Here is a 24,445-nt window from a genome sequence, read left to right on the forward strand (position 1 = left end):
CCAGGAGAAAAAACATGCTCAATGAGTACCGCCAACACGCCGCCGAGCGCGCCGCGCTCGGCATCCCGCCGCTGCCGCTGGACGCCAAGCAGACTGCCGAGCTGATCGAGCTCATCAAGAACCCGCCCGCAGGTGAAGAAGAATTCCTGATGGAGTTGCTCACGCACCGTGTGCCGCCGGGCGTGGATGATGCGGCCAAGGTCAAGGCCAGCTTCCTGGCTGCCGTGGCGCATGGCGACGTGCAGGTTGGTCTGATCTCCAAGGCCAAGGCCACCGAGCTGCTGGGCACCATGGTGGGCGGCTACAACGTGCACCCGCTGATCGAGCTGCTGGACGACGCCGAAGTGGCCGACGTGGCCGCCGAAGCGCTGAAGAAGACGCTGCTGATGTTCGACTTCTTCAACGACGTGGCCGAAAAAGCCAAGGCCGGTAACGCCAAGGCCAAGGAAGTCATGCAAAGCTGGGCCGATGCCGAATGGTTCACCAGCCGCCCCAAGGTGGAGGAGAAGATCACCGTCACCGTGTTCAAGGTGCCCGGCGAGACCAACACCGACGACCTCTCGCCCGCGCCCGACGCCTGGAGCCGCCCGGACATCCCGCTGCACTACCTGGCCATGCTGAAGAACACCCGGCCTGACGCGGCCTTCAAGCCCGAGGAAGACGGCAAGCGCGGCCCCATCCAGTTCATCGAGGACCTGAAGAAGAAAGGCCACTTGGTCGCCTACGTGGGCGACGTGGTGGGCACCGGCTCGTCCCGCAAGTCCGCCACCAACAGCGTGATCTGGGCCACGGGTCAGGACATCCCCTTCGTGCCCAACAAGCGCTTTGGCGGCGTGACGCTGGGCGGCAAGATCGCGCCCATCTTCTTCAACACGCAGGAAGACTCCGGCGCGCTGCCCATCGAGGTGGACGTGAGCCAGATGGAAATGGGCGACGTGATCGACATCTTCCCCTACGAGGGCAAGATCGAGAAAAACGGCCAGAAGATTGCCGACTTCCAGCTCAAGAGCGAAGTGCTGCTGGACGAAGTGCAGGCCGGCGGCCGCATCAACCTGATCATCGGCCGTTCGCTCACGGCCAAGGCGCGCGAGGAGCTGGGCCTGCCCGCCTCCACCGAATTCCGCCTGCCCAAGGCCCCGGTCGATACCGGCAAGGGCTTTACGCTGGCGCAGAAAATGGTTGGCCGCGCCTGCGGCCTGCCCGAAGGCCAGGGCATCCGCCCCGGCACCTACTGCGAGCCGCGCATGACCACCGTGGGCAGCCAGGACACGACCGGCCCCATGACGCGCGACGAACTCAAAGACCTGGCTTGCCTGGGCTTTAGCGCCGACATGGTGATGCAGTCCTTCTGCCACACCGCCGCTTATCCCAAGCCGGTGGACGTGAAAACCCACCGCGAGCTGCCCGCCTTCATCAGCAACCGCGGCGGCGTGGCCCTGCGCCCGGGCGATGGCGTGATCCACTCCTGGCTCAACCGCCTGCTGCTGCCCGACACCGTGGGCACGGGCGGCGACTCGCACACGCGCTTCCCGATCGGCATCAGCTTCCCTGCCGGCTCCGGCCTGGTTGCCTTCGGCGCCGCCACTGGCGTGATGCCGCTGGACATGCCCGAGAGCGTGCTGGTGCGCTTCAAGGGCGAGCTGCAACCGGGCGTCACCCTGCGCGACCTGGTGCACGCCATCCCGCTGTACGCCATCAAGGCCGGGCTGCTGACGGTTGCCAAGGCCGGCAAGAAAAACATCTTCTCCGGCCGCATCCTGGAAATTGAAGGCCTGCCCGACCTGAAGGTGGAACAAGCCTTTGAACTCTCCGACGCCTCCGCCGAGCGCTCGGCCGCCGGTTGCACCATCAAGCTCAACAAAGAGCCGATCATCGAGTACCTGACCTCCAACATCGTGCTCATGAAAAACATGATCGCCGATGGCTACGAGGACGCCAAAACCCTGGCGCGCCGCATCGAGAAAGTGGAGCAATGGCTGGCCAAGCCCGAGCTGCTGGAAGCCGACGCCGACGCCGAATACGCCGCCGTGATCGAGATCGACATGAACGAGATCAAGGAGCCCATCGTCTGCTGCCCCAACGACCCGGACGACGCCAAGTTCCTCTCCGAAGTGGCGGGCGAGAAGATCGACGAAGCCTTCATCGGCTCGTGCATGACCAACATCGGCCACTTCCGCGCCGCGGCCAAGCTGCTGGGCGGCCAGCGCGACATCCCCGTCAAGCTGTGGGTGGCCCCGCCCACCAAGATGGACCAGAACGAGCTGATCAAGGAAGGCCACTACGCCGCCTTCGGCACCGCTGGCGCGCGCACCGAAATGCCCGGCTGCTCGCTGTGCATGGGCAACCAGGCGCAGGTGCGCGAGGGCGCGACGGTGATCTCCACCAGCACGCGCAACTTCCCCAACCGCCTGGGCAAGAACACCAACGTCTACTTGGGCAGCGCCGAGCTGGCCGCCATCGCCTCGCGCTTGGGCTACCTGCCCACGCCTGAGGAATACCTCAAGGAAATGGGCGTGATCGATGCCGACAAGGCCAGCGTGTACCGCTACATGAATTTCAACGAAATTCCCGAGTATGCGGAAGTGGCCGAAGGCGTAAAGAACGCGCTGGAGCAACATCCCTAACGGTCACATCCCGCACGCTTTGATGTTTTTGCGTGATCACTGAAGTAAAAACGGCACCGCGTTTGTGGTGCCGTTTTTTTTTGCTTTGGCGGGGGCTTGCGCAGTACCACGCTGTTGAAGCAGGTGCTTGACAGGCGTCAGGGATTGGAGTTTGCCCTGCCCAGAATTTGAAATGGCTGCGGATGCTTGCTTGTACACTCGGAGGGTTACGAATTGTTTGACCCTGCCGTCCTTTGGAAAGCCCATGAGTACTTCTGAATTCAAGTCACACAGTATTTCCGACTGGGAAAAAGCCGCCAACAAGACCGCGCCCGGTGGCGATTGGCAGAACCTGAACTGGACCACGCCCGATGGCATCGTCGTCAAGCCCCTGTACACGGCTGAGGACACCAAGGACTTGCCCTACACGAACACACTGCCGGGGCTGGAGCCGTTCATCCGCGGGCCGCAGGCCACCATGTACGCTGGCCGCCCCTGGACGATCCGCCAGTACGCAGGCTTTTCCACGGCGGAGGAATCCAACGCTTTCTATAAAAAGGCGCTGGCTGCAGGCGGGCAGGGCGTTTCCGTGGCGTTCGACCTGGCCACGCACCGCGGCTACGACTCCGACCACCCGCGCGTGACGGGCGACGTAGGCAAGGCCGGGGTGGCCATCGATTCGGTCGAGGATATGAAAATCCTGTTCGACGGCATTCCGCTGGACAAGGTGTCGGTCTCCATGACTATGAACGGTGCGGTGTTGCCGATTCTGGCCGGCTACGTGGTGGCGGCCGAGGAGCAGGGCGTTTCGCAGGATCAGCTGGCGGGCACGATCCAGAACGACATCCTCAAAGAATTCATGGTGCGCAACACCTACATCTACCCGCCCAAGCCGTCCATGCGCATCATCGGCGACATCATCGAGTACACGGCGCAGAACATGCCCAAGTTCAACTCGATCTCCATCTCCGGCTACCACATCCAGGAGGCGGGCGCCAACCAGTCGCTGGAGCTGGCCTTCACGCTGGCCGACGGTAAGGAATACGTGAAGACCGCGCTGGCCAAGGGCATGGACGTGGACGCCTTTGCCGGCCGCCTGTCCTTCTTCTGGGCGGTGGGCATGAACTTCTACCTGGAAATCGCCAAGATGCGCGCCGCGCGCCTGCTGTGGTGCCGCATCATGAAGGAGTTCAACCCCAAGAACCCCAAGAGCCTGATGCTGCGCACGCACAGTCAGACCTCGGGCTGGTCGCTGACCGAGCAAGACCCCTACAACAACGTGGTGCGCACCACCATCGAGGCCATGGCGGCCGTCTTCGGCGGCACGCAAAGTCTGCACACCAACGCGCTGGACGAGGCCATTGCCCTGCCCACGGAGTTCTCCGCCCGCATTGCGCGCAACACCCAGCTCATCATCCAGGAAGAGACGCACATCACCAGCGTGGTCGATCCCTGGGCGGGCAGCTACCTGATGGAAAAGCTCACCCAGGACATGGCCGATGCCGCCTGGGCCATCATTGAAGAAGTCGAGCAAATGGGCGGCATGACGCAAGCCGTCGATTCGGGCTGGGCCAAGCTCAAGATCGAGGCCGCCGCCGCCGAAAAGCAAGCGCGCATCGACAGCGGCAAGGACGTGATCGTCGGTGTCAACAAATACAAGCTGGCCAAGGAAGACCCGGTCGAAATCCTGGAAATCGACAACATGAAAGTGCGCGATGGCCAGATCGCGCGGCTGAAAAAAATCCGCGAAACCCGCGACAGCGCCGCCGTGCAGGCCGCGTTGGATGCGCTGACCGCCGCGGCCGAGAGCGGCCAAGGCAACCTGCTGGATTTATCCATCAAGGCCATCCGCCTGCGCGCCACGGTGGGCGAGGTTTCTGATGCGCTGGAAAAAGTCTTTGGGCGCCACCGCGCCGATACGCAAAAGGTCACTGGTGTGTACGCTGCCGCTTACGACTCGGCCGAAGGCTGGGAAAAACTCAAGCAGGAAATCAACCAATTTGCCGAGGAGCAAGGCCGCCGCCCGCGCGTGATGATCGCCAAGCTCGGGCAGGACGGGCACGACCGAGGCGCCAAGGTGGTGGCCACGGCCTTTGCCGATCTGGGCTACGACGTGGACATGGGCCCGCTGTTCCAGACCCCCGAAGAGTGCGCGCGCCAGGCCATTGAAAACGACGTGCACGCCGTGGGCGTCTCCACCCTGGCTGCAGGCCACAAAACCCTGGTGCCGGCCATCATTGCCGAGCTGAAAAAACAGGGCGCAGATGACATCATCGTATTCGTCGGCGGCGTGATCCCGGCGCAGGACTACGACTTTCTGTTCCAGGCAGGCGTCAAAGGCGTGTATGGCCCGGGCACCCCCATCCCGGCCAGCGCCAAGGACGTGTTGGAGCAAATCAGGAAAGCCGTGGCCCTTGAGGGTTGAAGTGGCTCTCGTGATACAGTAATACGGCAATTGATCTTTTGGGAGTTGCATCATGGCCGTATCTGTTCGCATGGAACCGCTGCTGGAAAAAGAGCTGGAGCTGGCCGCTCAGCGCAAAGGCATCACCAAGTCGCAATTCATCATCGACGCGGTAGAGCGTGCGCTGGGGCGCAAGGACCCGTATCAGCTTTTTCTCAAGGTGAAGGCTGAGTCTGCGCAGGATCCTGACGCGCAAAGACTGGCCCAGGCTTTCGTGGCTGAGCCTAGCGCGCCCTACGACACCGAGGCCGCGCGCGCCGCGTTGATCGCCAAGCTGAAAGCCAAGCATGGCATCAGCCTTGATTGACGCCAGCGCCCTGGTGGCCTTGTTCGGCCCGGGCCAGCCCCACGGTGAGCGCTACCGCGACCTGCTGGAGCTCGCCGGTCTGGAGCGCTGGGTGCTCTCCACCACTTGGCCTTGCGTAGTGGAAGCCAGCTATCTGCTGGCGCCGCCGCAGCGCTTTGACATGCTCAACTGGCTGGGCGAGGGGGCGGTTGCGGTCTTCCCATTCGGCCAGGAGGCATTGCTGGATTTTGTGCCGCTGATGCGGCGCTACACCGAGCGCCCCCGCACCGAGATGGACTTGGCCGATGCGTCGCTTTACTGGCTGGCGGCCGACACGGGCATCACCCGCATCATGACGCTGGACAAGCGCGATTTTTCGCGCTATCGCCTGCCCGATGGGCGGGCGTTCGAGATTTTGTGAGGCATCTGCCATGCGCAACCCTTTGGCACGAGAAGAGAACTTTGACATGCAAGAAATTCGAGGCGCGCAATATGCGGTCGCGCCGCCAATCACTGCGTGGCTGCGTTGGGAGGCACTCACGGGCCTGTTGCTGGCACTCGGGCTCTATGCCCATATGGACTTTTCCTGGGGCAAGTTTGCCCTGTACTTTTTGCTTCCGGATGTGGCCTTGCTGGCATACCTCTTCTGCAATGCGCATTGCGCGGCCTGGCTCTATAACCTGACCCACAACACCATAGGTGCTGCCCTGCTGGGTGTGATGGCGCTGGCTTGGAATATGCCCGTTCTTTTGCAAGCCAGTCTGATCTGGTTTGCTCATGCCTGCTTTGACCGAGCATTGGGCTACGGCCTGAAATACGGGCTAGGCTTTCATGTGACGCACTTGGGTGTCATCGGCTTGCGCGGCTTGGGGCAAAAGCGGGCTCAAGAGGAGCGGGCATGATGAATACCCTCATGCAGGACCACATCCTGCACGGCAACGTCGCGCAGCAACGCCGCGCCATGGCCAAGGCCATCACGCTGCTGGAATCCACCCGCGCTGACCACCGGGCGCAGGGCGATGAGCTGCTCACGCAACTGCTGCCGCACACTGGCAAAGCCTTGCGCCTGGGCATCAGCGGCGTGCCTGGCGTGGGCAAGTCCACCTTCATCGAGGCCCTGGGCATTCACCTGATTGAGCAAGACCACCGCGTGGCGGTGCTCAGTATCGATCCGTCCTCCAGCGTCTCGGGCGGCTCCATACTGGGCGATAAGACGCGCATGGAAAAGCTCTCCGTCAACGAGCGCGCCTACATCCGCCCCAGCCCCAGCGGCGGCAACCTGGGCGGCGTGGCGGAAAAAACCCGCGAGGCCATGTTGGTGTGCGAGGCTGCGGGCTACGACGTGGTGATTGTGGAAACCGTCGGCGTGGGCCAAAGCGAAACCGCCGCCTGGGGCATGACCGACATGTTCGTGCTGCTGCAACTGCCCAACGCGGGCGACGATCTTCAGGCCATCAAAAAAGGCGTGATGGAAATGGCCGACCTGGTGGTCATCAACAAGGCCGACATCGACCCCAAAGCCGCCACGCGGGCGCAGGCGCAAATCACTTCATCGCTGCGGCTGTTGGGCATGCACGGCACGGCCGAGCAGCACGATGGGCGGCACTGGTCGCCCAAGGTGATCCAGATCAGCGCCTTGCTGGGCCAGGGGGTGGAGAACTTCTGGGCCACAGTGAGCGAATACCGCCAGCTGCAGACCGACAATGGCGAGCTGGCCCAGCGCCGTCAACGCCAGAACATGGCCTGGATGTGGGAGCGCATCGACGCCGGCCTCAAGCTCGCCTTCCGCCAACACGAGGCCGTGCGCCAGCGTCTGCCGCAGCTGCAGCAGCAAGTGCTGGGCGGTCAGCTGGCGGCCTCCACAGCGGCGCGCCAGCTGCTCGACGCCTATGGCGCTGCCTCGACCGCCACCGTGGCCAAGGCCGCAGACAACACCTCAGAGAGCGCGGGCGCTGATCGCCCGGCCTATTCATAACGCCGCACACTGCCATGGCAGTGTGTGCAAACCGTAGACAATGCGCGGTTGCCGCCCTGGGGGCTCCAGCCGCAAGCCATTCGATCGACCCAAAGGAAGACCATGCAAGACATCGTTGAGAAACTCAAGGAAAAACGTGCCCAGGCCCGCATGGGCGGCGGGCAAAAGCGCATCGATGCGCAGCACGCCAAGGGCAAGCTGACTGCGCGCGAGCGCATCGAGCTGCTGCTCGACGAAGGCACGTTTGAAGAATGGGACATGTTCGTCGAGCACCGCTGCTCCGACTTCGGCATGCAGGACACCAAAATCCCCGGCGACGGCGTCGTCACCGGCTACGGCATGATCAACGGCCGCCTGGTGTTCGTCTTCAGCCAGGACTTCACCGTCTTTGGCGGCGCGCTTTCTGAAGCCCACGCCGAGAAAATCGTCAAGGTCATGCAGCAGGCCATGAAGGTCGGCGCCCCTGTCATCGGCCTGAACGACTCGGGCGGCGCGCGCATCCAGGAAGGCGTGGCCTCGCTGGGCGGCTATGCCGACGTGTTCCAGCAAAACGTGCTGGCCTCGGGCGTCATCCCACAAATCAGCGTCATCATGGGCCCCTGCGCAGGCGGCGCCGTGTACTCGCCAGCCATGACCGACTTCATCTTCATGGTCAAGGATTCGAGCTACATGTTCGTCACCGGCCCAGATGTGGTCAAAACCGTCACCCACGAAGAAGTCACCGCCGAAGAGCTTGGCGGCGCGCTCACCCACAGCAGCAAGAGCGGCGTGGCCGACATGGCCTTCGAAAACGACGTCGAAGCCCTGATGATGGTGCGCCGACTCTACAACTACCTGCCGCTGTCCAACCGCGAAAAACCGCCCGTGCGCCCCACCAGCGACCCGGCCGACCGCATGGACTACAGCCTGGACACCCTGGTGCCCGCTAACCCCAACCTGCCCTACGACATCAAGGAACTCATCCTCAAAGTCGTGGACAACGACGACTTCTTCGAGCTGCAACCGGACTACGCCAAGAACATCGTCATCGGCCTGGCGCGCATGAACGGCCAGACCGTGGGCATCGTCGCCAACCAGCCGCTGGTGCTGGCCGGCTGCCTGGACATCAAGAGCAGCATCAAGGCCGGGCGCTTCGTGCGCTTTTGCGATGCCTTCAACATCCCCATCGTCACCTTCGTGGACGTGCCCGGCTTCATGCCCGGCACCGCGCAGGAATACGGCGGCATCATCAAGCACGGCGCCAAGCTGCTTTTTGCTTACGCCGAGGCCACCGTGCCCAAGATCACCGTCATCACCCGCAAAGCCTATGGCGGCGCCTACGACGTGATGGCCTCCAAGCACCTGCGCGGCGACGTCAACCTGGCTTGGCCCAACGCCGAAATCGCCGTCATGGGCGCCAAGGGCGCGGTGGAAATCATCTTCCGCCAGGACAAGAACGACCCGGAAAAACTCGCCGCCCGCGAGGCCGAATACAAAGCCCGCTTTGCCAACCCCTTCGTTGCAGGCGCGCGCGGCTTCATCGACGACGTCATCCACCCGCACGAAACCCGCAAGCGCATCTGCCGCAGCCTGACCATGCTCAAGGACAAGCAGCTGGACAACCCCTGGCGCAAGCACGACAACATTCCGCTCTAAGTTGCATCACCCATTGAACAAGCCTGCTACCAGCCATGCCCAAAGCACGCTGCGCCCAACATGCCGTGCGGCTGACCGACATCCCCAATGTGGGAGCGGCTACCGCAGCCGATCTGTGCCGCATCGGCATTACCACACCTGCGGATGTGCGCAGCATGCAGCCGCAAGTGGCTTATGAGCAGTTGTGCCGCGCAACCGGTCAGCGTCACGATCCGTGTGTGCTCGACGTGTTCATGGCCGCGCACCACTTCATGAACGGCGGCGCGGCGCAGCCCTGGTGGGTTTTCACGCCAAAGCGCAAAGCGTTGCTGGCCCAGACCAGGCATGCCATGCATCCTGCGATGGTCAATCCACGGGGCTGAACATGGAACCCCGCCTCACATTCGTCACCCTGGGCGTGGCCGACGTGGCCCGCGCCACCGCGTTTTACCAGCGGCTGGGCTTTGCGCGTGCGCCAGCCAGCAACGCGCACGTCACCTTCATGCAAGCCGGCGGCGTGGTGCTGTCGCTGTTTGGGCGGCGCGCCCTGGCCGATGACGTGGGTCTTGACCCAGCCACGCCAGGGGCCGACGCCCCCGTTGGCTTTGCCGGCATTACCCTGGCGCACAACGTGCGCAGCCCAGCCGAGGTCGATGCCGTACTGGCCGAAGCCGTGGCCGCCGGTGCGCGGCTGCTCAAGCCGGGGCAAAAGGTGTTCTGGGGCGGCTACTCGGGTTACTTTGCCGATCTGGACGGCCACCTGTGGGAAGTGGCCTACAACCCCTTTTTCCCCATGGATGAACAGGGCGTGGTGCACGTTGACAAAGCATGAAAACCATTCAAAGCCGCCACTTCACCGCAGACCGCGCCTGGGGCAGCCTGCCCATTGCCAATATGAACGGCGTGACCGTCAAGCTGCACTGGACGGATCAGCCCTACATCTGGCACGTCAACGACGGCGAAGAAGTCTTTGCCGTCATGGATGGCGAGGTGGACATGCACTACCGCCAAGACGGCCAGGAACACGTAGCACGCCTGAGCGCGGGCGACATCTTCTACGCCGACGTGGGCACCGAACACGTGGCGCACCCGCAAGGTGAGGCGCGAATTCTGGTCATCGAGAAAGAAGGCAGCGTGTGATGGGCTTGCATTTCTCAAATGTTCATATTTGAGTGAGAAACCATTGAAAACGCACTTAAACGTCTATATCTGATCCATTGACTTTTGCCCATGTTGTCCCTTCGCTCCCCCGATGCCGTTTGCCAAGAGCTGGGCAGCCGCTTGCGCGCGCTGCGGCTGCTTGGCAACCTCTCGCAGCAAGAGCTGGCGGGCAGGTCGGGTGTATCGCTGTCGACCATCCGGCGGCTGGAGGCATCGGGCCAGGTGTCGCTGGATGTGCTGGTGCGCGTGGCGCAAGCCTTGCAGGTGGGGCAGGACTTGGACGGGCTGTTTCTGCCACCCATGCAAAGCATTGCCCAGGTGCAGGCAGCGACGGTCTTGCGCCAGCGTGCGCGCAAGCAGCGCAATCCGGGGGGGCGTGCATGAGCCTGACGGCGCCGCCCATCACCCGCCTGCACGTGTTTTACTGCGGCTGGGGACAACGCTGGCTGGCCGGCGAGCTGGCACTGCTGGGCGGCCGCATGTTGTTTGAATATTCGCGCGAGGCCATGGAGCGCGGGTTGGAGTTTTCGCCCTTGCAAGCGCCGCTGCCGCGTGCGGGCGCGGCGCCGGCGGCCTTTGCAGGGCCGGCGCACTTTCATGGTTTGCCGGGTTTTTTGGCGGATGCCTTGCCTGACGGCTGGGGCATGCTGCTGATGGACCGCGCCCTGCGCCGCCAGGGGCGAGAGCCGCGCAGCATCTCCATGCTCGAGCGCCTGGCCATGGTGGGTGAATCCGCCATGGGGGCTTGGGCTTTTGAGCCGGCGGAACCTTTGGTAGCGCCCATGCCCGCAGGCATCAGCCTGGCCGCGCTGGCGCGCGACGTGCAAAGTCTGCTGGCCAGCGCGGAAGAAGGGCCGGACGCCACGCCCGAGGCGCAGTTGCAACGCCTGTTGCTGGTGGGCGGATCACCCCAAGGCGCACGGCCCAAGGCTTTGCTGCGCTGGCACGGCGGGCGTTTTACTGCCGACATGCCTGGGGTTGATGCAGCGGGCGATGCCTGGCTAATCAAATTCCCTGCCCAGGGCGAGCACCGCGAAGTTTGCGCCATCGAAACGCTGTACGCCCGTCTGGCGCGCGCCGGCGGCATGGATATGCCCCAGCCGCGCCACTTTGCTCTGTCTGGCGGCCACGCCGCCTTTGGCGTGCGGCGCTTCGACCGCCTGCGCCTGCCCGGCAGCGGCGCTGAAGTGCGCGTGCCCATGCTCAGCCTGGCCGCCGCGCTGCACGCCGACCACCGCCTGCCTGCGCTGGACTACAGCACCGTGCTGCTGGCTACCGCGCGCCTGACGGGCGACTACCGCGAGACCCTCAAGGCGTTCGAACGCTGCGTGTTCAACGTGCTCACCCACAACCGTGACGACCACGCCAAGAACTTTGCCTACCTCATGGATGCTGATGGCCGCTGGCGCCTCTCGCCCGCGTTCGACATGACGTTCAGCCACGGCCCCGGCGGCGAGCACAGCACCAGCGTGGCCGGCGAAGGCCGCACCCCCGGCCACCGCCAGCTGCTGCAAGTGGCGCGCGCCGGCGGCATCAAGCCCAAGGACGCTGAGCGCACCATTGAGCATTGGCTGCAAGCCCTGCAACCTGCCCCCGCGCTTTTGCAAGACCTGCCCATCCGCGCCACGACGATGCAGCAAATGCGCGCGGCCTTGACGCCCGTGTGGCAGGCGGTGCAGGGCAGTGCTTGAGTTTGAGTAGAAAAGGACGGACAACACACATGGCAATACCCGATACCCCTACGATCAAGCAAGCCCTGCTGACCGCGCTGGCTGACGGGCAAGAACACCGCATGTCTGATGTGGTGTCTGCACTGGAGCAGGCGCTGGCTTTGACGGCAGAAGAGGCAAGCGCCCGTTATGCCAGCAGTGGGGATCTCAAATTTTCCAACATGGTTTGGTGGGCGCGTTATTACCTGAAGCAAGAGGGTTTGCTGGATTCACCCAAGCGCGGTGTGGTGCAAATTACTCCTAAGGGAAAAGCCGCGCTCAGTGCCGGACAGTCCCTTGCGCCACCCAATCAACAGCAGCAACAAGACCCGCAAGAGGCTCTTGAAGCCGTGATGGCGCAACTGACTGAGCGTTTGCGTGCGGATGTGCTGGAGCGTGTGCGGCAAATCTCTCCAAGACAGTTTGAATATCTGGTGACCAGAGTGCTGCTCAAAATGGGTTACGGTTTTGATGAGGAACTCTCAGGCATTACGACGCCTTACAGTAAAGACGGCGGCATTGATGGGCTTGTGCATGAGGACAAGTTGGGGCTGAGCAGCATCTACATCCAGGCCAAACGCTACAGCGCCACGACATCGGTGGGCAGCCCTGAAGTTCAGCAGTTTGTTGGCGCGCTGACTGGACATGGCGCAAGCAAAGGGGTGTTCATCACCAGTTCTGACTTTTCGAGTGGTGCGCGCCAGTACGCAGACGGCCTCAAAAACCTGAAAGTGGTGCTTGTCAACGGCGCGCAGTTGGCGCGTTTGATGGTGGAACACGGCGTGGGCGTGAGCACAAGCAAAACGCTGTGCATTCAGCATGTTGATAGCGATTTCTTTGACGACGGCCTGAATTCGGTCTGAGACAACATTCGAACACTTTGACCCAAGGGAACAAAACCATGTTTAAAAAAATTCTGATTGCCAACCGCGGCGAAATCGCCTGCCGCGTCATTGCCACGGCCAAGAAAATGGGCATTGCCACCGTGGCCGTGTATTCCGACGCCGACAAGGAGGCGCGCTTTGTGCAAATGGCCGACGAGGCCGTTCGCCTGGGGCCGCCGCTTTCGCGCGAGTCCTACCTGCTGGGCGACAAGATCATCGAGGTGGCCAAGGCCACGGGGGCCGAGGCCATCCACCCCGGCTATGGCTTCTTGAGCGAGAACGAGGAGTTCGCGCGCAAGGTGGAGGAAAACGGTATCGCCTTCATCGGCCCCAAATACGAGGCCATTGCCGCCATGGGCGACAAGATCGCCTCCAAGAAGCTGGCCAACGAGGCCAAGGTCAACACCATCCCCGGCTACAACGATCCGATCGACACTGCCGAGCAGGCCGTGGAAATCGCCAAGGGCATTGGCTACCCCGTGATGATCAAGGCCAGCGCGGGCGGCGGCGGCAAGGGCTTGCGCGTGGCCTTCAACGACAAGGAGGCGCTGGAGGGCTTCGAGTCCTGCCGCAACGAGGCGCGCAACTCCTTTGGCGACGACCGCGTGTTCATCGAGAAGTTCGTCGAGCAGCCGCGCCACATCGAAATCCAGGTGCTGGGCGATGCGCACGGCAACGTGGTCTATCTGCACGAGCGCGAGTGCTCCATCCAGCGCCGCCACCAGAAGGTGATTGAGGAAGCGCCTTCGCCCTTTATCAGCGCCGAAACCCGCAAGGCCATGGGCGAGCAGGCCGTGGCGCTGGCCAAGGCGGTGAAGTACCAGAGCGCGGGCACGGTGGAATTTGTGGTGGGCAAGAACCAGGACTTCTACTTCCTGGAGATGAACACCCGCCTGCAGGTGGAGCACCCGGTGACCGAGTGCATCACCGGGCTGGACTTGGTGGAGCAAATGATCCGCGTGGCCGCCGGTGAAAAACTCGCCTTCACCCAGGCCGATGTGAAGCTGGAGGGCTGGGCCATCGAATGCCGCATCAACGCCGAGGATCCGTTCCGCAACTTCCTGCCCTCCACCGGGCGGCTGGTGCGCTTTGCGCCGCCTGCGCAAAACCTGTTCCAGGGCCAGGCCAGCACGGACTTGGGCGTGCGCGTGGATACGGGCGTGTACGAGGGCGGCGAAATCCCGATGTACTACGACTCCATGATCGCCAAGCTCATCGTGCACGGCAAGGATCGCGCGGACGCCATTGCCCGTATGCGCGAGGCGCTCAACGGCTTCGTCATCCGCGGCATCAGCAGCAACATCCCGTTCCAGGCGGCGCTGCTCTCGCACCCGGATTTCGTCTCGGGCAACTTCAACACAGGCTTCATCGCCCAGCACTACCCCGAGGGCTTCCGCGCCGAGGATGTGCGCCACGATGAGCCTGAATTCCTGCAGGCGCTGGCGGTGTGGACGACGCTGCGTTTCCGCGACCGCGCCAGCCGCATCTCCGGCCAGTTTGCCGGCCAGGAAGTGCGCGTGGGCAAGGAGTTCGTCGTCGTTGAGCTCGATGCGCGCCAGGGCCAGCACACTTACGTGGATGCGCTGGTCGAGCAGTATGACCACGAGCAGGACGACAAGGCCGTGGTCGTGATCGGCGGCAAGCGCTACGAGCTGCAGGCGCAGACTGTGCTGGGCCACCAGGTGGCGGTGCAGGGCATGGTCAACGGCCAGCCCTTCACGGCGCAGATCGAGCGCGGCGTGGGCAAGAGCCCGCTGGCGCTGCGCATCAGCCACAACGGGCGCCAGATCGAGGCCATGGTGCTGTCCACGCGCCGCGCCGAGCTGTTTCGCCTCATGCCCTTCAAGGCGCCACCCGATCTGTCCAAGTTCCTGCTCTCGCCCATGCCGGGGCTGCTGGTCAACGTCGAGGTCGAGCCTGGCCAGAAGGTCCAGGCCGGAGAGCGTCTGGCGGTGATCGAGGCCATGAAGATGGAGAACGTACTGTTTGCCGCGCAGGATGGCGTGGTCAGCAAGGTCGTCGCCAGCAAGGGCGAGTCGCTGGCCGTGGACCAGGTGATCCTCGAGTTCGAGTGATGCACCGTTGACCTGCATGGGCATGCGGCATGGCTTGCGCACCAGGCCATGCCGCAGCGCCTTGCGCCCTGTGCCCTGCGCGGCTGTGCCCGGGGCCCATTGCCTGCTTGAGGGAAGAATCGCCATGAACATGAACTATGTACACATCGTCGCCTTGCTGGCCATCGCCCAGTTTTTGGCCTTTGGCGCGCTGGTGGGCCGCATGCGTGCAAAGTACGGCGTCAAGGCGCCGGCCATGACCGGGCATGAAATGTTCGAGCGCGCGTTGCGCGTGCAGATGAACACGCTGGAGCAGCTGGTGTGCTTTCTGCCCGCATTGCTGATTGCCAGTCTGTACTGGCCCAATGCCGTGATCGCTGCCATCGGAGTGGTCTACCTGGCAGGGCGGCTGCTGTACTGCCGCCAGTACCTGGCCGATCCTGCCAGTCGCGCACCCGGCTTTTTGCTCAGCGTCATCCCCAACATGGTGCTGCTGCTGGCAGCGTTGGCCGGGGCGCTGTTGCGCCAGCCGGCGTGATTTTTGGGGTGGCTCCAATGGCGATTGGCCTGCGCTTTGGCATGAAGTGCGACCCATCTGGCGCACTGGCTCGTGCCAGCCTGGCCCAGGCGAAGAACAATCAGGCCGGGCTGCAGGCCGCTGGCACAGGCGGCCCCTGAATGCAGCACAACGCATTGCAACGCACACCGGAGGCTGCGCCCCGCCGCGGGCGCGGCCATGAGAAAAAGGACGGAGATGGAAAACTACACCACACCACTTGAGGCCCCTGCCGCGCAGTTCGATGGCGGCCAGCCACTGGTCTTTCACACGCCGCGCAGCAAAAAAACGCCAGCCGATGCCAAGCCCCAGCGCTGGAGCGTGGAGGCCGTCCAGCAACTGCTGGATTTGCCTTTCATGGACTTGCTCTACCAGGCCCAGACCGTGCACCGCCAGCACTGGCCCAAGGGCGATGTGGAGCTGGCCACGCTGCTGTCGGTCAAGACCGGCGGCTGCCCCGAGAACTGCGGCTACTGCCCGCAATCGGCCGAGTACGACACGGGCGTGAAGGCGCAAAAGCTCATGGCCGTGGACGAAGTGCGCGCCGCCGCCCAGGCCGCCAAGGACGCGGGCGCGACCCGCTTTTGCATGGGCGCGGCCTGGCGCGCGCCCAAGGACCGCGACATCGAAAAAGTCGTCGAGCTCATTGCCGCCGTCAAAGGCCTGGGCATGGAAACCTGCGCCACCATGGGCATGCTCCAGCCCCACCAGGCCAAGGCCCTGCGCGCCGCCGGGCTGGACTACTACAACCACAACCTCGACACCGCGCCCGAATACTACGAATCGGTGGTCGATACCCGCAACTACCAGGATCGCCTTGACACCCTGCAAGCCGTGCGCGATGCCGGTATCAACGTCTGCTGCGGCGGCATCATCGGCATGGGCGAAGCCCCCGTACACCGCGCCGGGCTGATCGCGCAGCTGGCCAATCTCGATCCGTATCCTGAATCCGTGCCCATCAACAGCCTGGTGCCCGTGCCCGGCACGCCGCTGGCCGACTCCGAGCCCGTCGATCCGCTGGACTTCGTGCGCATCATCGCCGTGGCCCGCATCACCATGCCCAAGGCGCGCGTGCGCCTCTCGGCTGGCCGCCAGCAACTGGGCGAGGCCGTGCAGGCCCTGTGCTTTCTGGCCGGGGCCAACTCCATCTTCTACGGCGACAAGCTGCTGGTCACCGGCAACCCCGAGGCCGGCGACGACGCCCGCCTGCTGGCCAAGCTGGGCATCAACGGCCGCCACACCCAGGTCGAGGACGAGCGCCACGCCCACAGCCACGCCCATCTGAACATCCAGCAAGGCGCAGACTACTGACGCCAAGGCTTTCAAGGAGAAACAACACATGAGCACCCAAGCAACACGCCCCTTCAAGGTGCTGGGCATCCAGCAAATCGCCATTGGCGCGCTGAGCAAGGACAAACTGCGCCAGCTGTGGGTTGACGCCCTGGGGCTGCAAGTGACTGGCCACTTCCGCAGCGAGCGCGAGAACGTCGACGAAGACATCCTCAGCATGGGCCAGGGCCCCTACAAGGTCGAGGTCGATCTGATGCAGCCCATCGACCCCAAAGGCAAACCGGCCGTGCACGCCACGCCGCTCAACCACGTGGGCCTGTGGATCGACGACCTGCCCAAGGCCGTCGAGTGGCTCAGCAGCCAGGGCGTGCGCTTCGCCCCCGGCGGCATCCGCAAGGGCGCAGCCGGCCACGACATCTGCTTTCTGCACCCCAAGGCCAATGACGAATTCCCCATCTCGGGCGAAGGCGTGCTGATCGAACTGGTACAGGCCCCGCCGGAGGTGATTGCGGCGTTGGGGTGATGCAAGAGCAAGCGCCAGACCGAGAGGCAGCAGCCACCCAGGTCGCTGCGCAACGAGGGGATGCAGGCGCGCAACTGCGGCTTGGGATCATGCACCTCGAAGGCGAGGGCGTGGCATTGGATCTGGGAGAAGCCGTCCATTGGTTTCGTCAAGCTGCTGACCAGGGGAATGCGGGTGCGCAAGTTCTCTTGGGTCTGATGTATTGCGGGGGGCACGGTGTTGCTCAAGATCAGGCACAAGGGGCCCAGTGGTGCCACAAGGCAGCGGAGCAAGGCAATGCGAGAGCGCAGACCCTGGTCGGGACGATGTATGTCAAAGGTCGTGGCGTGCGTCGAGACTATGCCCAGGCAGCAAGCTGGTTCGGCAAAGCCGCACAGCAGGGGGATGCCAATGCGCAACACAACCTGGGTTTGATGTACGAAACAGGCCTGGGCGTATGCCAGGACGACGCCCTGGCGCTGGACTGGTACCGCAAAGCGGCCCAGCAGGGACATGCCAATGCGCAATACCACCTGGGGGTGATGTACGACACAGGTCAGGGTGTGCGCCAGGACGTTGCCCAGGCAGCAGAGTGGTACGTCAAAGCCGCGCAACAAGGACATGCGAAGGCGCAGTACAACCTTGGCGTGATGTATGCCACCGGCCAAGGGGTGTGCCAAGACGCTGCCCAGGCGCTGCAGTGGTACCGCAAAGCGGCCCAGCAGGGGCATGCAAAGGCGCAATACAACTTGGGCTTGATGTATGGCGATGGCTGGGGCGTGTGCCAGGACGATGCCCGAGCTGCAAAGTGGTACCGCAAAGCCGCGTTGCAGGGGGGTGCACAAGCGCAATACAACCTGGGGGTGGCATACGATCGCGGTCAGGGCGTGCGCAAGCATGCTACCCGGGCGCTGGAGTGGTATCTCAAAGCGGCTCGGCAGGGGGAGGCCAGGGCGCAATACAACCTGGGTGTGATGTACGAGATTGGTCGCGGCGTCAAACAAAACACCGCCACAGCCAAAGAGTGGTATCGCCAAGCCTGTGACAGCGGCCTTCAAGAAGGCTGCGACGAATACGCCCGCTTGAACAAGGCAGGGTTTTGAGCACCATCAGTGAACCAACGATGGTTTTCTTGAGTGCACAGAAAGAGCGAGCGGATTGGGGCCGTAGCAAGAGCGAGGGGGTGCCACTGGTTGGCGTATGTTTTTGTAGTGCCGCCACAGGCTTTTGGAAAGGAATGAGATGACACGCATTCTGGAATCGTTCTGGCGCGCCCTGGTCGACAGCTTTCGGCCGCGCATCATCGCCTTGTCGCTGCTGCCGCTGGGGCTGATCATTGCCGCCAGCCTGTTGCTGGGCTATCTGTACTGGGACAGCGCCACCGCCGCCATGGCTACTTGGATGGAGGGCAGCAGCATTTGGGGCTGGTTCGATGCGCGGCTGGTCGAGCTGGGCTTTGCCAATGCCACGGCGTTTTTTGCCCAGCTGCTGGTGGTGATGCTGGTCACGCCGCTGCTGATCGTGCTCAGCCTGCTGCTGGTGAGCCTGTTCATGACGCCGATGATGGCCAAGGATGTGGCCGGGCGGCGCTTTCCGGGGCTGGAGCGGCGCGGCGGCAACCAGTTCTTTCAGAGCCTGGGTTGGTCGCTGCTGTCCACCGCCATGGCCTGCATGGCGCTGCTGGCCACGCTGGTGCTGTGGCTGATCCCGCCGCTGGCGCTGGTGCTGCCGCCGCTGATCTGGGGCTGGCTGGCCTATCGCATCCTGAGCTTCGATGCGCTGGCGCAGCACGCCAGCCCTGCCGAGCGGCGCCAGATCATGGCCCGGCACCGCTGGCCGCTGTTGCTCATCGGCGTGCTGTGCGGCTTCCTCAGCGCTGCGCCCAGCGTGGTCTGGGCCTCGGGCCTGATCTTTGCCGTGGCCTTCGTGGTGCTGATCCCGCTGGCCGTCTGGCTGTTCACCTGGGTGTTTGCGCTCACTTCGCTGTGGTATGCGCATTACTGCCTGGATGTCTTGGCCGCGCAGCGCGGCCCGCTGGCAATGGCGCCGCCGACCCCGCCGACCCCGCCGACCCCGCCGACCCCGCCTGTGCCGCCTGTGCCGCCTGTGCCGCCTGTGCCGCCTGTGCCGCCTGTGCCGCCGTTGCCCAGCCCTGTGCCGCCCCAGCCGCCTTCCACCCCGGCGCTGCCATCTGCTGACGACGTGGGCGATACCGGCCCCGGCGCGACGCCCGATGCCGCCGCTGACGAGGCGCGCAGCGCGGACTCTGCGCCAGCGCCCGTGGCTGGCGCTGCAGCCCCTGGCCCTTTGGGCAATGCCCAGTCCGATGCTGGGGCAGCGTCTGCTCCGCAGCGGCCCGCCCAGGGATCGACAGGCCCAGCAGGCGCTGCAGATGCGGTGGCCACGCCAGTGCCGCAGTCGCCCACGCTACAGCCGCCAGAGGCCAGCGCCCCTGCGCAGCCCAGCGCGTCGCCCGCGGCTGAGTCAGGGTCGGAGCCAGGATCGTCCAGCGCCTCGGCATCCGCCTGAAAGCCTGCCCGGCGCCGCTGGGCAGGGCGCGCAGCTATGGTATGGTTTGCGCCGGCCTGCGCACGCAGGCCGTTTTGCCGCCGCCCGCACGAGAGGCCCTGGGGCTGGTGGCGAATTGATCTGTTCTGGAGCGTGTGATGCACTTTGCGCGGGGGCGTGAAGCGCATCACATGCTCTAAGCCCCGACGAGAACAAAGCAAAGAGAGGTTGGCCATGCATTCAAGGAACCGAACCATCGCCCCATCATCTTCAACTGCCCCCGCCGCAGTCCGCAGGCTGGGGGGTGGCATGGCCAGCGCGCTGCTGGCAGGTCTGCTGGCAGCGTGCAGCAGCACGCCCTTGCCGCCGTGGGAGCAGGGCCCAGCTGTGCAAGCCGGCCAGGTGCACCGCCTGCCCCCGGGCCAGGCAATGCCCATGGGTGTGCAGGGCGAGGCGGCAGCGCCCTACAGCCCGGCCGTGGCGGCGCGCTTTGCCGAGCCGGCCGTGCGCTATGCCACGCCGGGCCTGCAGCAAGGGCGCGAGCAGTTCAGCAGCAATGAGGAGATCCAGTCCTTCCTGGGCCAGTTGGCGGCCCGGCCTGTGGCCGGCGTTGCGGCGCAGCCGCTGGTGATTGGCCGCTCGCAGGCCGGCGCGCCCATCCATGCGCTGTTGGTGGGCAAGGGCGTGACGCTGGATCCGGCGGGCTTTGCGCGTTCGGGCAAGCCCACGGTGCTGCTCATCGGCCAGCAGCATGGCAATGAGCCGGCTGCTGGCGAAGCCCTGCTGGTGGCGGCCGAGCAATTGCTCAATGGGCAATGGGCCTCGGCGCTCAATCAGCTCAACGTCATCATCGTGCCGCGCGCCAACCCCGATGGCGCGCTGGCGGGCCGGCGCGCGCTGGGCAACGACATCGACCTCAACCGCGATCACCTGCTGCTGCGCACGCCCGAGGCGCGTGCGCTGGCGCAGCTGGTGCGCGATTACCGGCCGCTGGTCATCGTGGACAGCCACGAGTTCAGCGTCATGGGGCGCGTGCAGCAGAAGTTCCAGCTCGTGCAGGCCTACGACGCCATGCTGCAGTACGCCAATACGCCCAACATCGGCGACTTCACCATCAAGTCAGCCAACGAGTGGTTCGTGCAGCCCATGTTCCAGGAGCTCAAGCGCCACGACTTGCGCGCGCAGTGGTATTTCACGACCTCCAGCGACATGCAGGATCAGTCGTTGTCCATGGGCGGCATCCGCCCGGACACGGGGCGCAACGTCAACGGCCTGAAGAACGCCGTGAGCCTGCTGATCGAGACGCGCGGCGTGGGCATCGGCCGCCACCACATCCAGCGCCGCGTGCACACGCACGTGGTGCTGGTGCGCAAGGTGTTGGAGCAGGCCGCCGTGCGTGCCTCGCACCTGCAACAGGTCAAGAGCTATGTTGAGCGCGAGGCGGCTTCCTCGGCCTGCAGCGGCCAGATCGTCATCGAGGCGGCGCAGACGCAGGAGCACAAGGAAGTGCTGCTGCTGGATCCGAACACCGGCGCCGACGTGGTGCGCAAGCTGCCCTGGAAATCCTCGCTGCAGCTGCAAAGCACGCGCCAGCGCAATCGCCCCTGTGGCTACCTGCTGGCGCAGAGTGAAGGCGATGCCGTGGCCCGTTTGCAAATGCTGGGCGTGAACGTGCTGCGCGTGGCCGAGACTGGCGCCCTGCAGGTCGAGCGCTACCAGGAAACGGCCCGCGAGCAAGGCCAGCGCCAGGACGTGCTCGGCCCCATGGGCAGTGAGGCGCAGATCCTGCGCGTGCAGGTGCAGCTGGCGCGCGAGCGCGTCACCGTGCCGGCGGGCAGCTATTACGTGCCCATGGGCCAGCCGCTGGCCAACCTGGCCATTGCCGCGCTGGAGCCCGACACGCAAAACAGCTATTTCGCCAATCGCATTCAGCACGACCTGGGCAGCTTGGTGCGCGTCGTCGAGCCGCCCGCGCTGGTCTTTGAAGAAGTCGAATAAGCCCCGCCTGGAGCACGCACGCATGGACGGCATGGACGACTTGGCCCAGCGCCTGCAGCGCCCCAGCTGCATCACCGATGTGCCGGGCATTGCCGCCGGCCACGCCCAGATGGCTGGCCGCGCCACCGGCTGCACCGTGGTGCTGGCGGCCGGTCATGCCCATGCCGCGCCCGGTGGGCAAGGCGCCATTGCGGCGGTGGACGTGCGCGGCGCCGCGCCTGGCACGCGCGAGACCGACCTGCTCGCCCCCGGCAATCTGGTGGAGAAAGTCCACGCCATCGCTTTGTGCGGCGGCAGCGCCTTCGGCCTGGACGCCGCCAGCGGCGTGGTGCGCTGGCTGGAAGAGCAGGGCCAGGGCCTGGACACTGGCGTGTGCCGCGTGCCCATCGTGCCTGCGGCCGTGCTGTTCGATCTGCTCATCGGCGATGCGCGCATCCGCCCCGATGCCGCCTGCGGCCATGCGGCCTGCGTGGCCGCCCAGGCCCAGGCCAGCGCCCGCATGCCGCTGGCGCAGGGCAATGTGGGCGCGGGCAGTGGCGCCATCGTGGGCAAGATGTTTGGTCTGGAGCGCGCCATGCGCGGCGGCATCGGCTCGGCCTCGGTGCGCGTGGGCGGCGTCACCGTAGGCGCGCTGATCGCTTGCAATGCCGTGGGCGATGTGCGCCACCCCGAGCGGGGCGCTATCCTCGCCGGCGCGCGCGCAGCGCCGGGCAGCCTGCAGCCTTGCGATGCACAGCGCGCCCTGCTGGCCGGACAGGCGCCATTGCCCGCGCTGGCTGGCAGCAACACCACCATCGGCGTGATCGCCACCGATGCGCCGCTCACCCGCCCCCAGGCCCTGCGCCTGGCCGGTCAAGGGCACGATGGCCTGGCGCGCTGCATCACCCCCGTGCACACGCAGTCCGACGGCGACACCTTGTTCATGCTCTCCACGGGCTTGGCGTCCAGCTCGCCCGGCACCATGGTGCTGGGCGCCATGGTGGCCGAGGCTGTGGCCCTGGCCACGCTGCGCGCCGTGCTGCACGCGCAGGACTACGCGGATGCGCAGCTGCGCATCCCCGCCGTGGCGGCCGCGCAGCGCCGCGCGCTGCTGGGCGAGTGAAAGGAAGAAGGGAGCGGCACATGCAGGCATTGGTGCAACGCGTGGCGCAGGCCCAGGTGCAGGTCGATGGCCGCACCGTCGGCGCCATCGGCCAAGGGCTGCTGGTGCTGGTCTGCGCCGAGCACGGCGACGGCAGGCCCCAGGCCGACAAACTGCTGGACAAGCTGCTGAAGCTGCGCATCTTCAGCGACGCCCAGGGCCGCATGAACCGCAGCGTGCAGGACGTGCAGGGTGGCCTGTTGCTGGTCAGCCAGTTCACGCTGGCGGCCGACTGCAGCGGCGGCAACCGCCCCAGCTTCAGCGCCGCCGCAGCCCCCGAGCTGGCGCGCCAGCTCTACGACTACTTGCTGGCCCAGGCTCGCGCCCGCCACGCGGACGTGGCGCAAGGCATCTTCGCGGCCGACATGCAAATCGCCCTGGTCAACGACGGGCCTGTGACCATCCCGCTGCGCATTGCGCCGGCAGCTGCCGACGCTGAATAAGGCACAGGCAGGGCTTCTTGGCAGTTGCCATGCCTGCATAGGCATGGAGGCCATCAGCGGAAATCACCAGACTGACAGCCCGATTGCGAGAGCCAGAACATCAATACGTCAAAAACGCCCCGCAGCATGGCGGGGCGTCACGTCAGTCAGAGTCTGCTTGCAATTTTCACAGCGGGCCAAGGCACTGACCTGGGCGTGCCGCCGCCGTTGCAGGCCGGCCAAGCTGCACTGTGAGGGCGGGCTCTTTTAAGCCTGTTGTTCCAGAAAGCGCTGTGCGTCCAGCGCGGCCATGCAGCCGGTGCCGGCGCTGGTGATGGCCTGGCGATAGACGTGGTCCTGCACGTCGCCAGCGGCGAACACGCCGGGCACGCTGGTTTGCGTGGCAAAGCCCTCATGCCCGCCCTGGGTGCGGATGTAGCCGTTTTTCATCTCCAGCTGCCCCTGGAAGATCTCGGTGTTGGGGGCGTGGCCGATGGCGATGAAGGCGCCTTGCAGGGCCAGATCCTCGGTGCTGTCGTCCTGCACGTTGCGGATGCGCACGCCGGTGACGCCGCTGGCATCGCCGAGCACTTCGTCGAGCACGCTGTGCAGCTTGAGCTCGATCTTGCCGGCCTGAACCTTTTCCATCAGCTTGTCGATCATGATGGCTTCGGCGCGGAATTTGTCGCGGCGGTGGATCAGCACGACCTTGCTGGCGATGTTGGAGAGGTACAGCGCCTCCTCCACGGCAGTGTTGCCACCGCCGACGACGGCCACGGGCTGGTCGCGATAGAAAAAGCCGTCGCAGGTGGCGCAGGCCGAGACGCCACGGCCCATGAAGGCCTGTTCGGAGGGCAGGCCCAGGTATTTGGCTGAAGCGCCGGTGGCGATGATCAGGCTGTCGGCGGTATAGCTGCCGCTGTCGCCATGGAGTTTGAAGGGGCGCTGCGAGAGGTCCACGCTCTGGATGTGGTCGAACACGATCTGGGTGTTGAAGCGCTCGGCGTGCTTGAGAAAGCGCTCCATCAGCTCCGGGCCTTGCACGCCGGCGGCATCGGCGGGCCAGTTGTCCACTTCGGTGGTGGTGGTCAGTTGCCCGCCCTGGGCCATGCCAGTGATGAGCACGGGCTGCAGGTTGGCGCGCGCGGCGTAGATGGCGGCGGTGTAGCCTGCCGGGCCGGAGCCGAGAATCAGAACTTTGGCGTGTAATGTGTTGGTAGTGCTCATGTTTTTCACCAAAAATGGGGTTGCGGATGAAGCGTTTCAGCTGCTCTTTGC

23 protein-coding genes are annotated in these 24,445 nt (G+C 64.8%); 22 read left to right on the forward strand and 1 reads right to left on the reverse strand.

The genetic code is table 11. The features are described from left to right. Positions 1-14 precede the first annotated feature (14 nt). The 22 genes from acnB (at position 15) to dtd (ending at position 23,188) form a co-directional block, all read left to right on the forward strand. Positions 15-2,624 carry a bifunctional aconitate hydratase 2/2-methylisocitrate dehydratase gene (acnB, locus tag CK620_RS02410; protein WP_095548925.1) on the forward strand — a complete coding sequence of 870 codons (2,610 nt, stop codon included), beginning with the start codon at positions 15-17 and terminating at the stop codon, positions 2,622-2,624. A 244-nt stretch (positions 2,625-2,868) separates the two neighbouring features. After that, entirely contained in the window at positions 2,869-5,028 is a 2,160-nt protein-coding gene (gene scpA / locus CK620_RS02415) for a methylmalonyl-CoA mutase (protein WP_095541353.1), read from the forward strand. 70 nt (positions 5,029-5,098) lie between these two features. Continuing rightward, a complete protein-coding gene (locus CK620_RS02420) occupies positions 5,099-5,374 on the forward strand; it encodes a hypothetical protein (RefSeq protein ID WP_095548926.1) in 276 nt (91 codons plus the stop codon). Beyond that, positions 5,355-5,774 carry a type II toxin-antitoxin system VapC family toxin gene (locus tag CK620_RS02425; RefSeq protein ID WP_095548927.1) on the forward strand — a complete coding sequence of 140 codons (420 nt, stop codon included), beginning with the start codon at positions 5,355-5,357 and terminating at the stop codon, positions 5,772-5,774. Before CK620_RS02420 ends, CK620_RS02425 begins: the two co-directional genes overlap by 20 nt. Positions 5,775-5,784: 10 nt before the next feature. Then, positions 5,785-6,255 carry a DUF4260 domain-containing protein gene (locus CK620_RS02430; RefSeq protein WP_179290547.1) on the forward strand — a complete coding sequence of 157 codons (471 nt, stop codon included), beginning with the start codon at positions 5,785-5,787 and terminating at the stop codon, positions 6,253-6,255. Next, positions 6,252-7,328, forward strand: coding sequence for a methylmalonyl Co-A mutase-associated GTPase MeaB (gene meaB / locus CK620_RS02435; protein WP_095548929.1), 1,077 nt, complete (start codon positions 6,252-6,254; stop codon positions 7,326-7,328). Before CK620_RS02430 ends, meaB begins: the two co-directional genes overlap by 4 nt. Positions 7,329-7,430: 102 nt before the next feature. Then, positions 7,431-8,963, forward strand: coding sequence for an acyl-CoA carboxylase subunit beta (locus tag CK620_RS02440; protein WP_095548930.1), 1,533 nt, complete (start codon positions 7,431-7,433; stop codon positions 8,961-8,963). 65 nt (positions 8,964-9,028) lie between these two features. Further along, on the forward strand, positions 9,029-9,325 hold the full coding sequence (locus CK620_RS02445; RefSeq protein ID WP_238945704.1) for a helix-hairpin-helix domain-containing protein: 297 nt from the start codon (positions 9,029-9,031) through the stop codon (positions 9,323-9,325). Positions 9,326-9,327: 2 nt separating this feature from the next. Beyond that, a complete protein-coding gene (locus CK620_RS02450; RefSeq protein ID WP_095541359.1) occupies positions 9,328-9,774 on the forward strand; it encodes a VOC family protein in 447 nt (148 codons plus the stop codon). After that, a complete protein-coding gene (locus CK620_RS02455; protein ID WP_095541360.1) occupies positions 9,771-10,082 on the forward strand; it encodes a cupin domain-containing protein in 312 nt (103 codons plus the stop codon). The genes CK620_RS02450 and CK620_RS02455 overlap by 4 nt, the downstream gene beginning before the upstream one ends. A gap of 90 nt (positions 10,083-10,172) precedes the next feature. After that, positions 10,173-10,487: a helix-turn-helix domain-containing protein gene (locus CK620_RS02460; RefSeq protein ID WP_095541361.1), complete on the forward strand. Its 315-nt coding sequence runs from the start codon at positions 10,173-10,175 to the stop codon at positions 10,485-10,487. Next, a complete protein-coding gene (locus CK620_RS02465; RefSeq protein WP_238945979.1) occupies positions 10,484-11,794 on the forward strand; it encodes a type II toxin-antitoxin system HipA family toxin in 1,311 nt (436 codons plus the stop codon). Before CK620_RS02460 ends, CK620_RS02465 begins: the two co-directional genes overlap by 4 nt. A gap of 29 nt (positions 11,795-11,823) precedes the next feature. Then, positions 11,824-12,675 (forward strand): restriction endonuclease, encoded by an 852-nt coding sequence (locus tag CK620_RS02470; protein ID WP_095541362.1) that lies wholly within the window; start codon positions 11,824-11,826, stop codon positions 12,673-12,675. 38 nt (positions 12,676-12,713) lie between these two features. Then, a complete protein-coding gene (gene accC / locus CK620_RS02475) occupies positions 12,714-14,771 on the forward strand; it encodes an acetyl-CoA carboxylase biotin carboxylase subunit (protein WP_095548931.1) in 2,058 nt (685 codons plus the stop codon). Positions 14,772-14,895: 124 nt separating this feature from the next. Next, on the forward strand, positions 14,896-15,288 hold the full coding sequence (locus CK620_RS02480; RefSeq protein WP_238945980.1) for an MAPEG family protein: 393 nt from the start codon (positions 14,896-14,898) through the stop codon (positions 15,286-15,288). A gap of 216 nt (positions 15,289-15,504) precedes the next feature. Beyond that, the gene (gene bioB, locus CK620_RS02485) at positions 15,505-16,617 is read left to right on the forward strand and encodes a biotin synthase BioB (RefSeq protein WP_095548932.1); all 1,113 of its coding nucleotides are present in this window, start codon (positions 15,505-15,507) and stop codon (positions 16,615-16,617) included. Between the two features lie 28 nt (positions 16,618-16,645). Continuing rightward, positions 16,646-17,119, forward strand: coding sequence for a VOC family protein (locus CK620_RS02490; protein WP_095548933.1), 474 nt, complete (start codon positions 16,646-16,648; stop codon positions 17,117-17,119). After that, positions 17,119-18,201: an SEL1-like repeat protein gene (locus CK620_RS14215; protein WP_095548934.1), complete on the forward strand. Its 1,083-nt coding sequence runs from the start codon at positions 17,119-17,121 to the stop codon at positions 18,199-18,201. Before CK620_RS02490 ends, CK620_RS14215 begins: the two co-directional genes overlap by 1 nt. A 139-nt stretch (positions 18,202-18,340) precedes the next feature. After that, a complete protein-coding gene (locus tag CK620_RS02500; protein WP_095548935.1) occupies positions 18,341-19,627 on the forward strand; it encodes an EI24 domain-containing protein in 1,287 nt (428 codons plus the stop codon). Positions 19,628-19,915: 288 nt separating this feature from the next. Continuing rightward, positions 19,916-21,604 carry a M14 family metallopeptidase gene (locus CK620_RS02505; RefSeq protein WP_238945982.1) on the forward strand — a complete coding sequence of 563 codons (1,689 nt, stop codon included), beginning with the start codon at positions 19,916-19,918 and terminating at the stop codon, positions 21,602-21,604. Between the two features lie 31 nt (positions 21,605-21,635). Beyond that, on the forward strand, positions 21,636-22,706 hold the full coding sequence (locus tag CK620_RS02510; RefSeq protein WP_095549119.1) for a P1 family peptidase: 1,071 nt from the start codon (positions 21,636-21,638) through the stop codon (positions 22,704-22,706). 20 nt (positions 22,707-22,726) lie between these two features. Continuing rightward, positions 22,727-23,188 (forward strand): D-aminoacyl-tRNA deacylase, encoded by a 462-nt coding sequence (dtd, locus tag CK620_RS02515; RefSeq protein ID WP_095541368.1) that lies wholly within the window; start codon positions 22,727-22,729, stop codon positions 23,186-23,188. 246 nt (positions 23,189-23,434) lie between these two features. Here dtd and trxB read toward each other — a convergent pair whose 3' ends face one another. Next, entirely contained in the window at positions 23,435-24,394 is a 960-nt protein-coding gene (gene trxB, locus CK620_RS02520; RefSeq protein WP_095548937.1) for a thioredoxin-disulfide reductase, read from the reverse strand. Positions 24,395-24,445 lie beyond the last annotated feature (51 nt).

The organism is Vandammella animalimorsus, assembly GCF_002285285.1.
Taxonomy (GTDB): domain Bacteria; phylum Pseudomonadota; class Gammaproteobacteria; order Burkholderiales; family Burkholderiaceae_C; genus Lampropedia; species Lampropedia animalimorsus.

Coding starts and splice junctions, on each gene's coding strand:
- acnB (WP_095548925.1), top strand. CDS start 15: ATGCTCAATGAGTACCGCCAACACGCCGCCGAGCGCGCCGCGCTCGGC.
- scpA (WP_095541353.1), top strand. CDS start 2,869: ATGAGTACTTCTGAATTCAAGTCACACAGTATTTCCGACTGGGAAAAA.
- CK620_RS02420 (WP_095548926.1), top strand. CDS start 5,099: ATGGAACCGCTGCTGGAAAAAGAGCTGGAGCTGGCCGCTCAGCGCAAA.
- CK620_RS02425 (WP_095548927.1), top strand. CDS start 5,355: ATGGCATCAGCCTTGATTGACGCCAGCGCCCTGGTGGCCTTGTTCGGC.
- CK620_RS02430 (WP_179290547.1), top strand. CDS start 5,785: ATGCGCAACCCTTTGGCACGAGAAGAGAACTTTGACATGCAAGAAATT.
- meaB (WP_095548929.1), top strand. CDS start 6,252: ATGATGAATACCCTCATGCAGGACCACATCCTGCACGGCAACGTCGCG.
- CK620_RS02440 (WP_095548930.1), top strand. CDS start 7,431: ATGCAAGACATCGTTGAGAAACTCAAGGAAAAACGTGCCCAGGCCCGC.
- CK620_RS02450 (WP_095541359.1), top strand. CDS start 9,328: ATGGAACCCCGCCTCACATTCGTCACCCTGGGCGTGGCCGACGTGGCC.
- CK620_RS02455 (WP_095541360.1), top strand. CDS start 9,771: ATGAAAACCATTCAAAGCCGCCACTTCACCGCAGACCGCGCCTGGGGC.
- CK620_RS02460 (WP_095541361.1), top strand. CDS start 10,173: ATGTTGTCCCTTCGCTCCCCCGATGCCGTTTGCCAAGAGCTGGGCAGC.
- CK620_RS02465 (WP_238945979.1), top strand. CDS start 10,484: ATGAGCCTGACGGCGCCGCCCATCACCCGCCTGCACGTGTTTTACTGC.
- CK620_RS02470 (WP_095541362.1), top strand. CDS start 11,824: ATGGCAATACCCGATACCCCTACGATCAAGCAAGCCCTGCTGACCGCG.
- accC (WP_095548931.1), top strand. CDS start 12,714: ATGTTTAAAAAAATTCTGATTGCCAACCGCGGCGAAATCGCCTGCCGC.
- CK620_RS02480 (WP_238945980.1), top strand. CDS start 14,896: ATGAACATGAACTATGTACACATCGTCGCCTTGCTGGCCATCGCCCAG.
- bioB (WP_095548932.1), top strand. CDS start 15,505: ATGGAAAACTACACCACACCACTTGAGGCCCCTGCCGCGCAGTTCGAT.
- CK620_RS02490 (WP_095548933.1), top strand. CDS start 16,646: ATGAGCACCCAAGCAACACGCCCCTTCAAGGTGCTGGGCATCCAGCAA.
- CK620_RS14215 (WP_095548934.1), top strand. CDS start 17,119: ATGCAAGAGCAAGCGCCAGACCGAGAGGCAGCAGCCACCCAGGTCGCT.
- CK620_RS02500 (WP_095548935.1), top strand. CDS start 18,341: ATGACACGCATTCTGGAATCGTTCTGGCGCGCCCTGGTCGACAGCTTT.
- CK620_RS02505 (WP_238945982.1), top strand. CDS start 19,916: ATGGCCAGCGCGCTGCTGGCAGGTCTGCTGGCAGCGTGCAGCAGCACG.
- CK620_RS02510 (WP_095549119.1), top strand. CDS start 21,636: ATGGACGACTTGGCCCAGCGCCTGCAGCGCCCCAGCTGCATCACCGAT.
- dtd (WP_095541368.1), top strand. CDS start 22,727: ATGCAGGCATTGGTGCAACGCGTGGCGCAGGCCCAGGTGCAGGTCGAT.
- trxB (WP_095548937.1), bottom strand. CDS start 24,394: ATGAGCACTACCAACACATTACACGCCAAAGTTCTGATTCTCGGCTCC.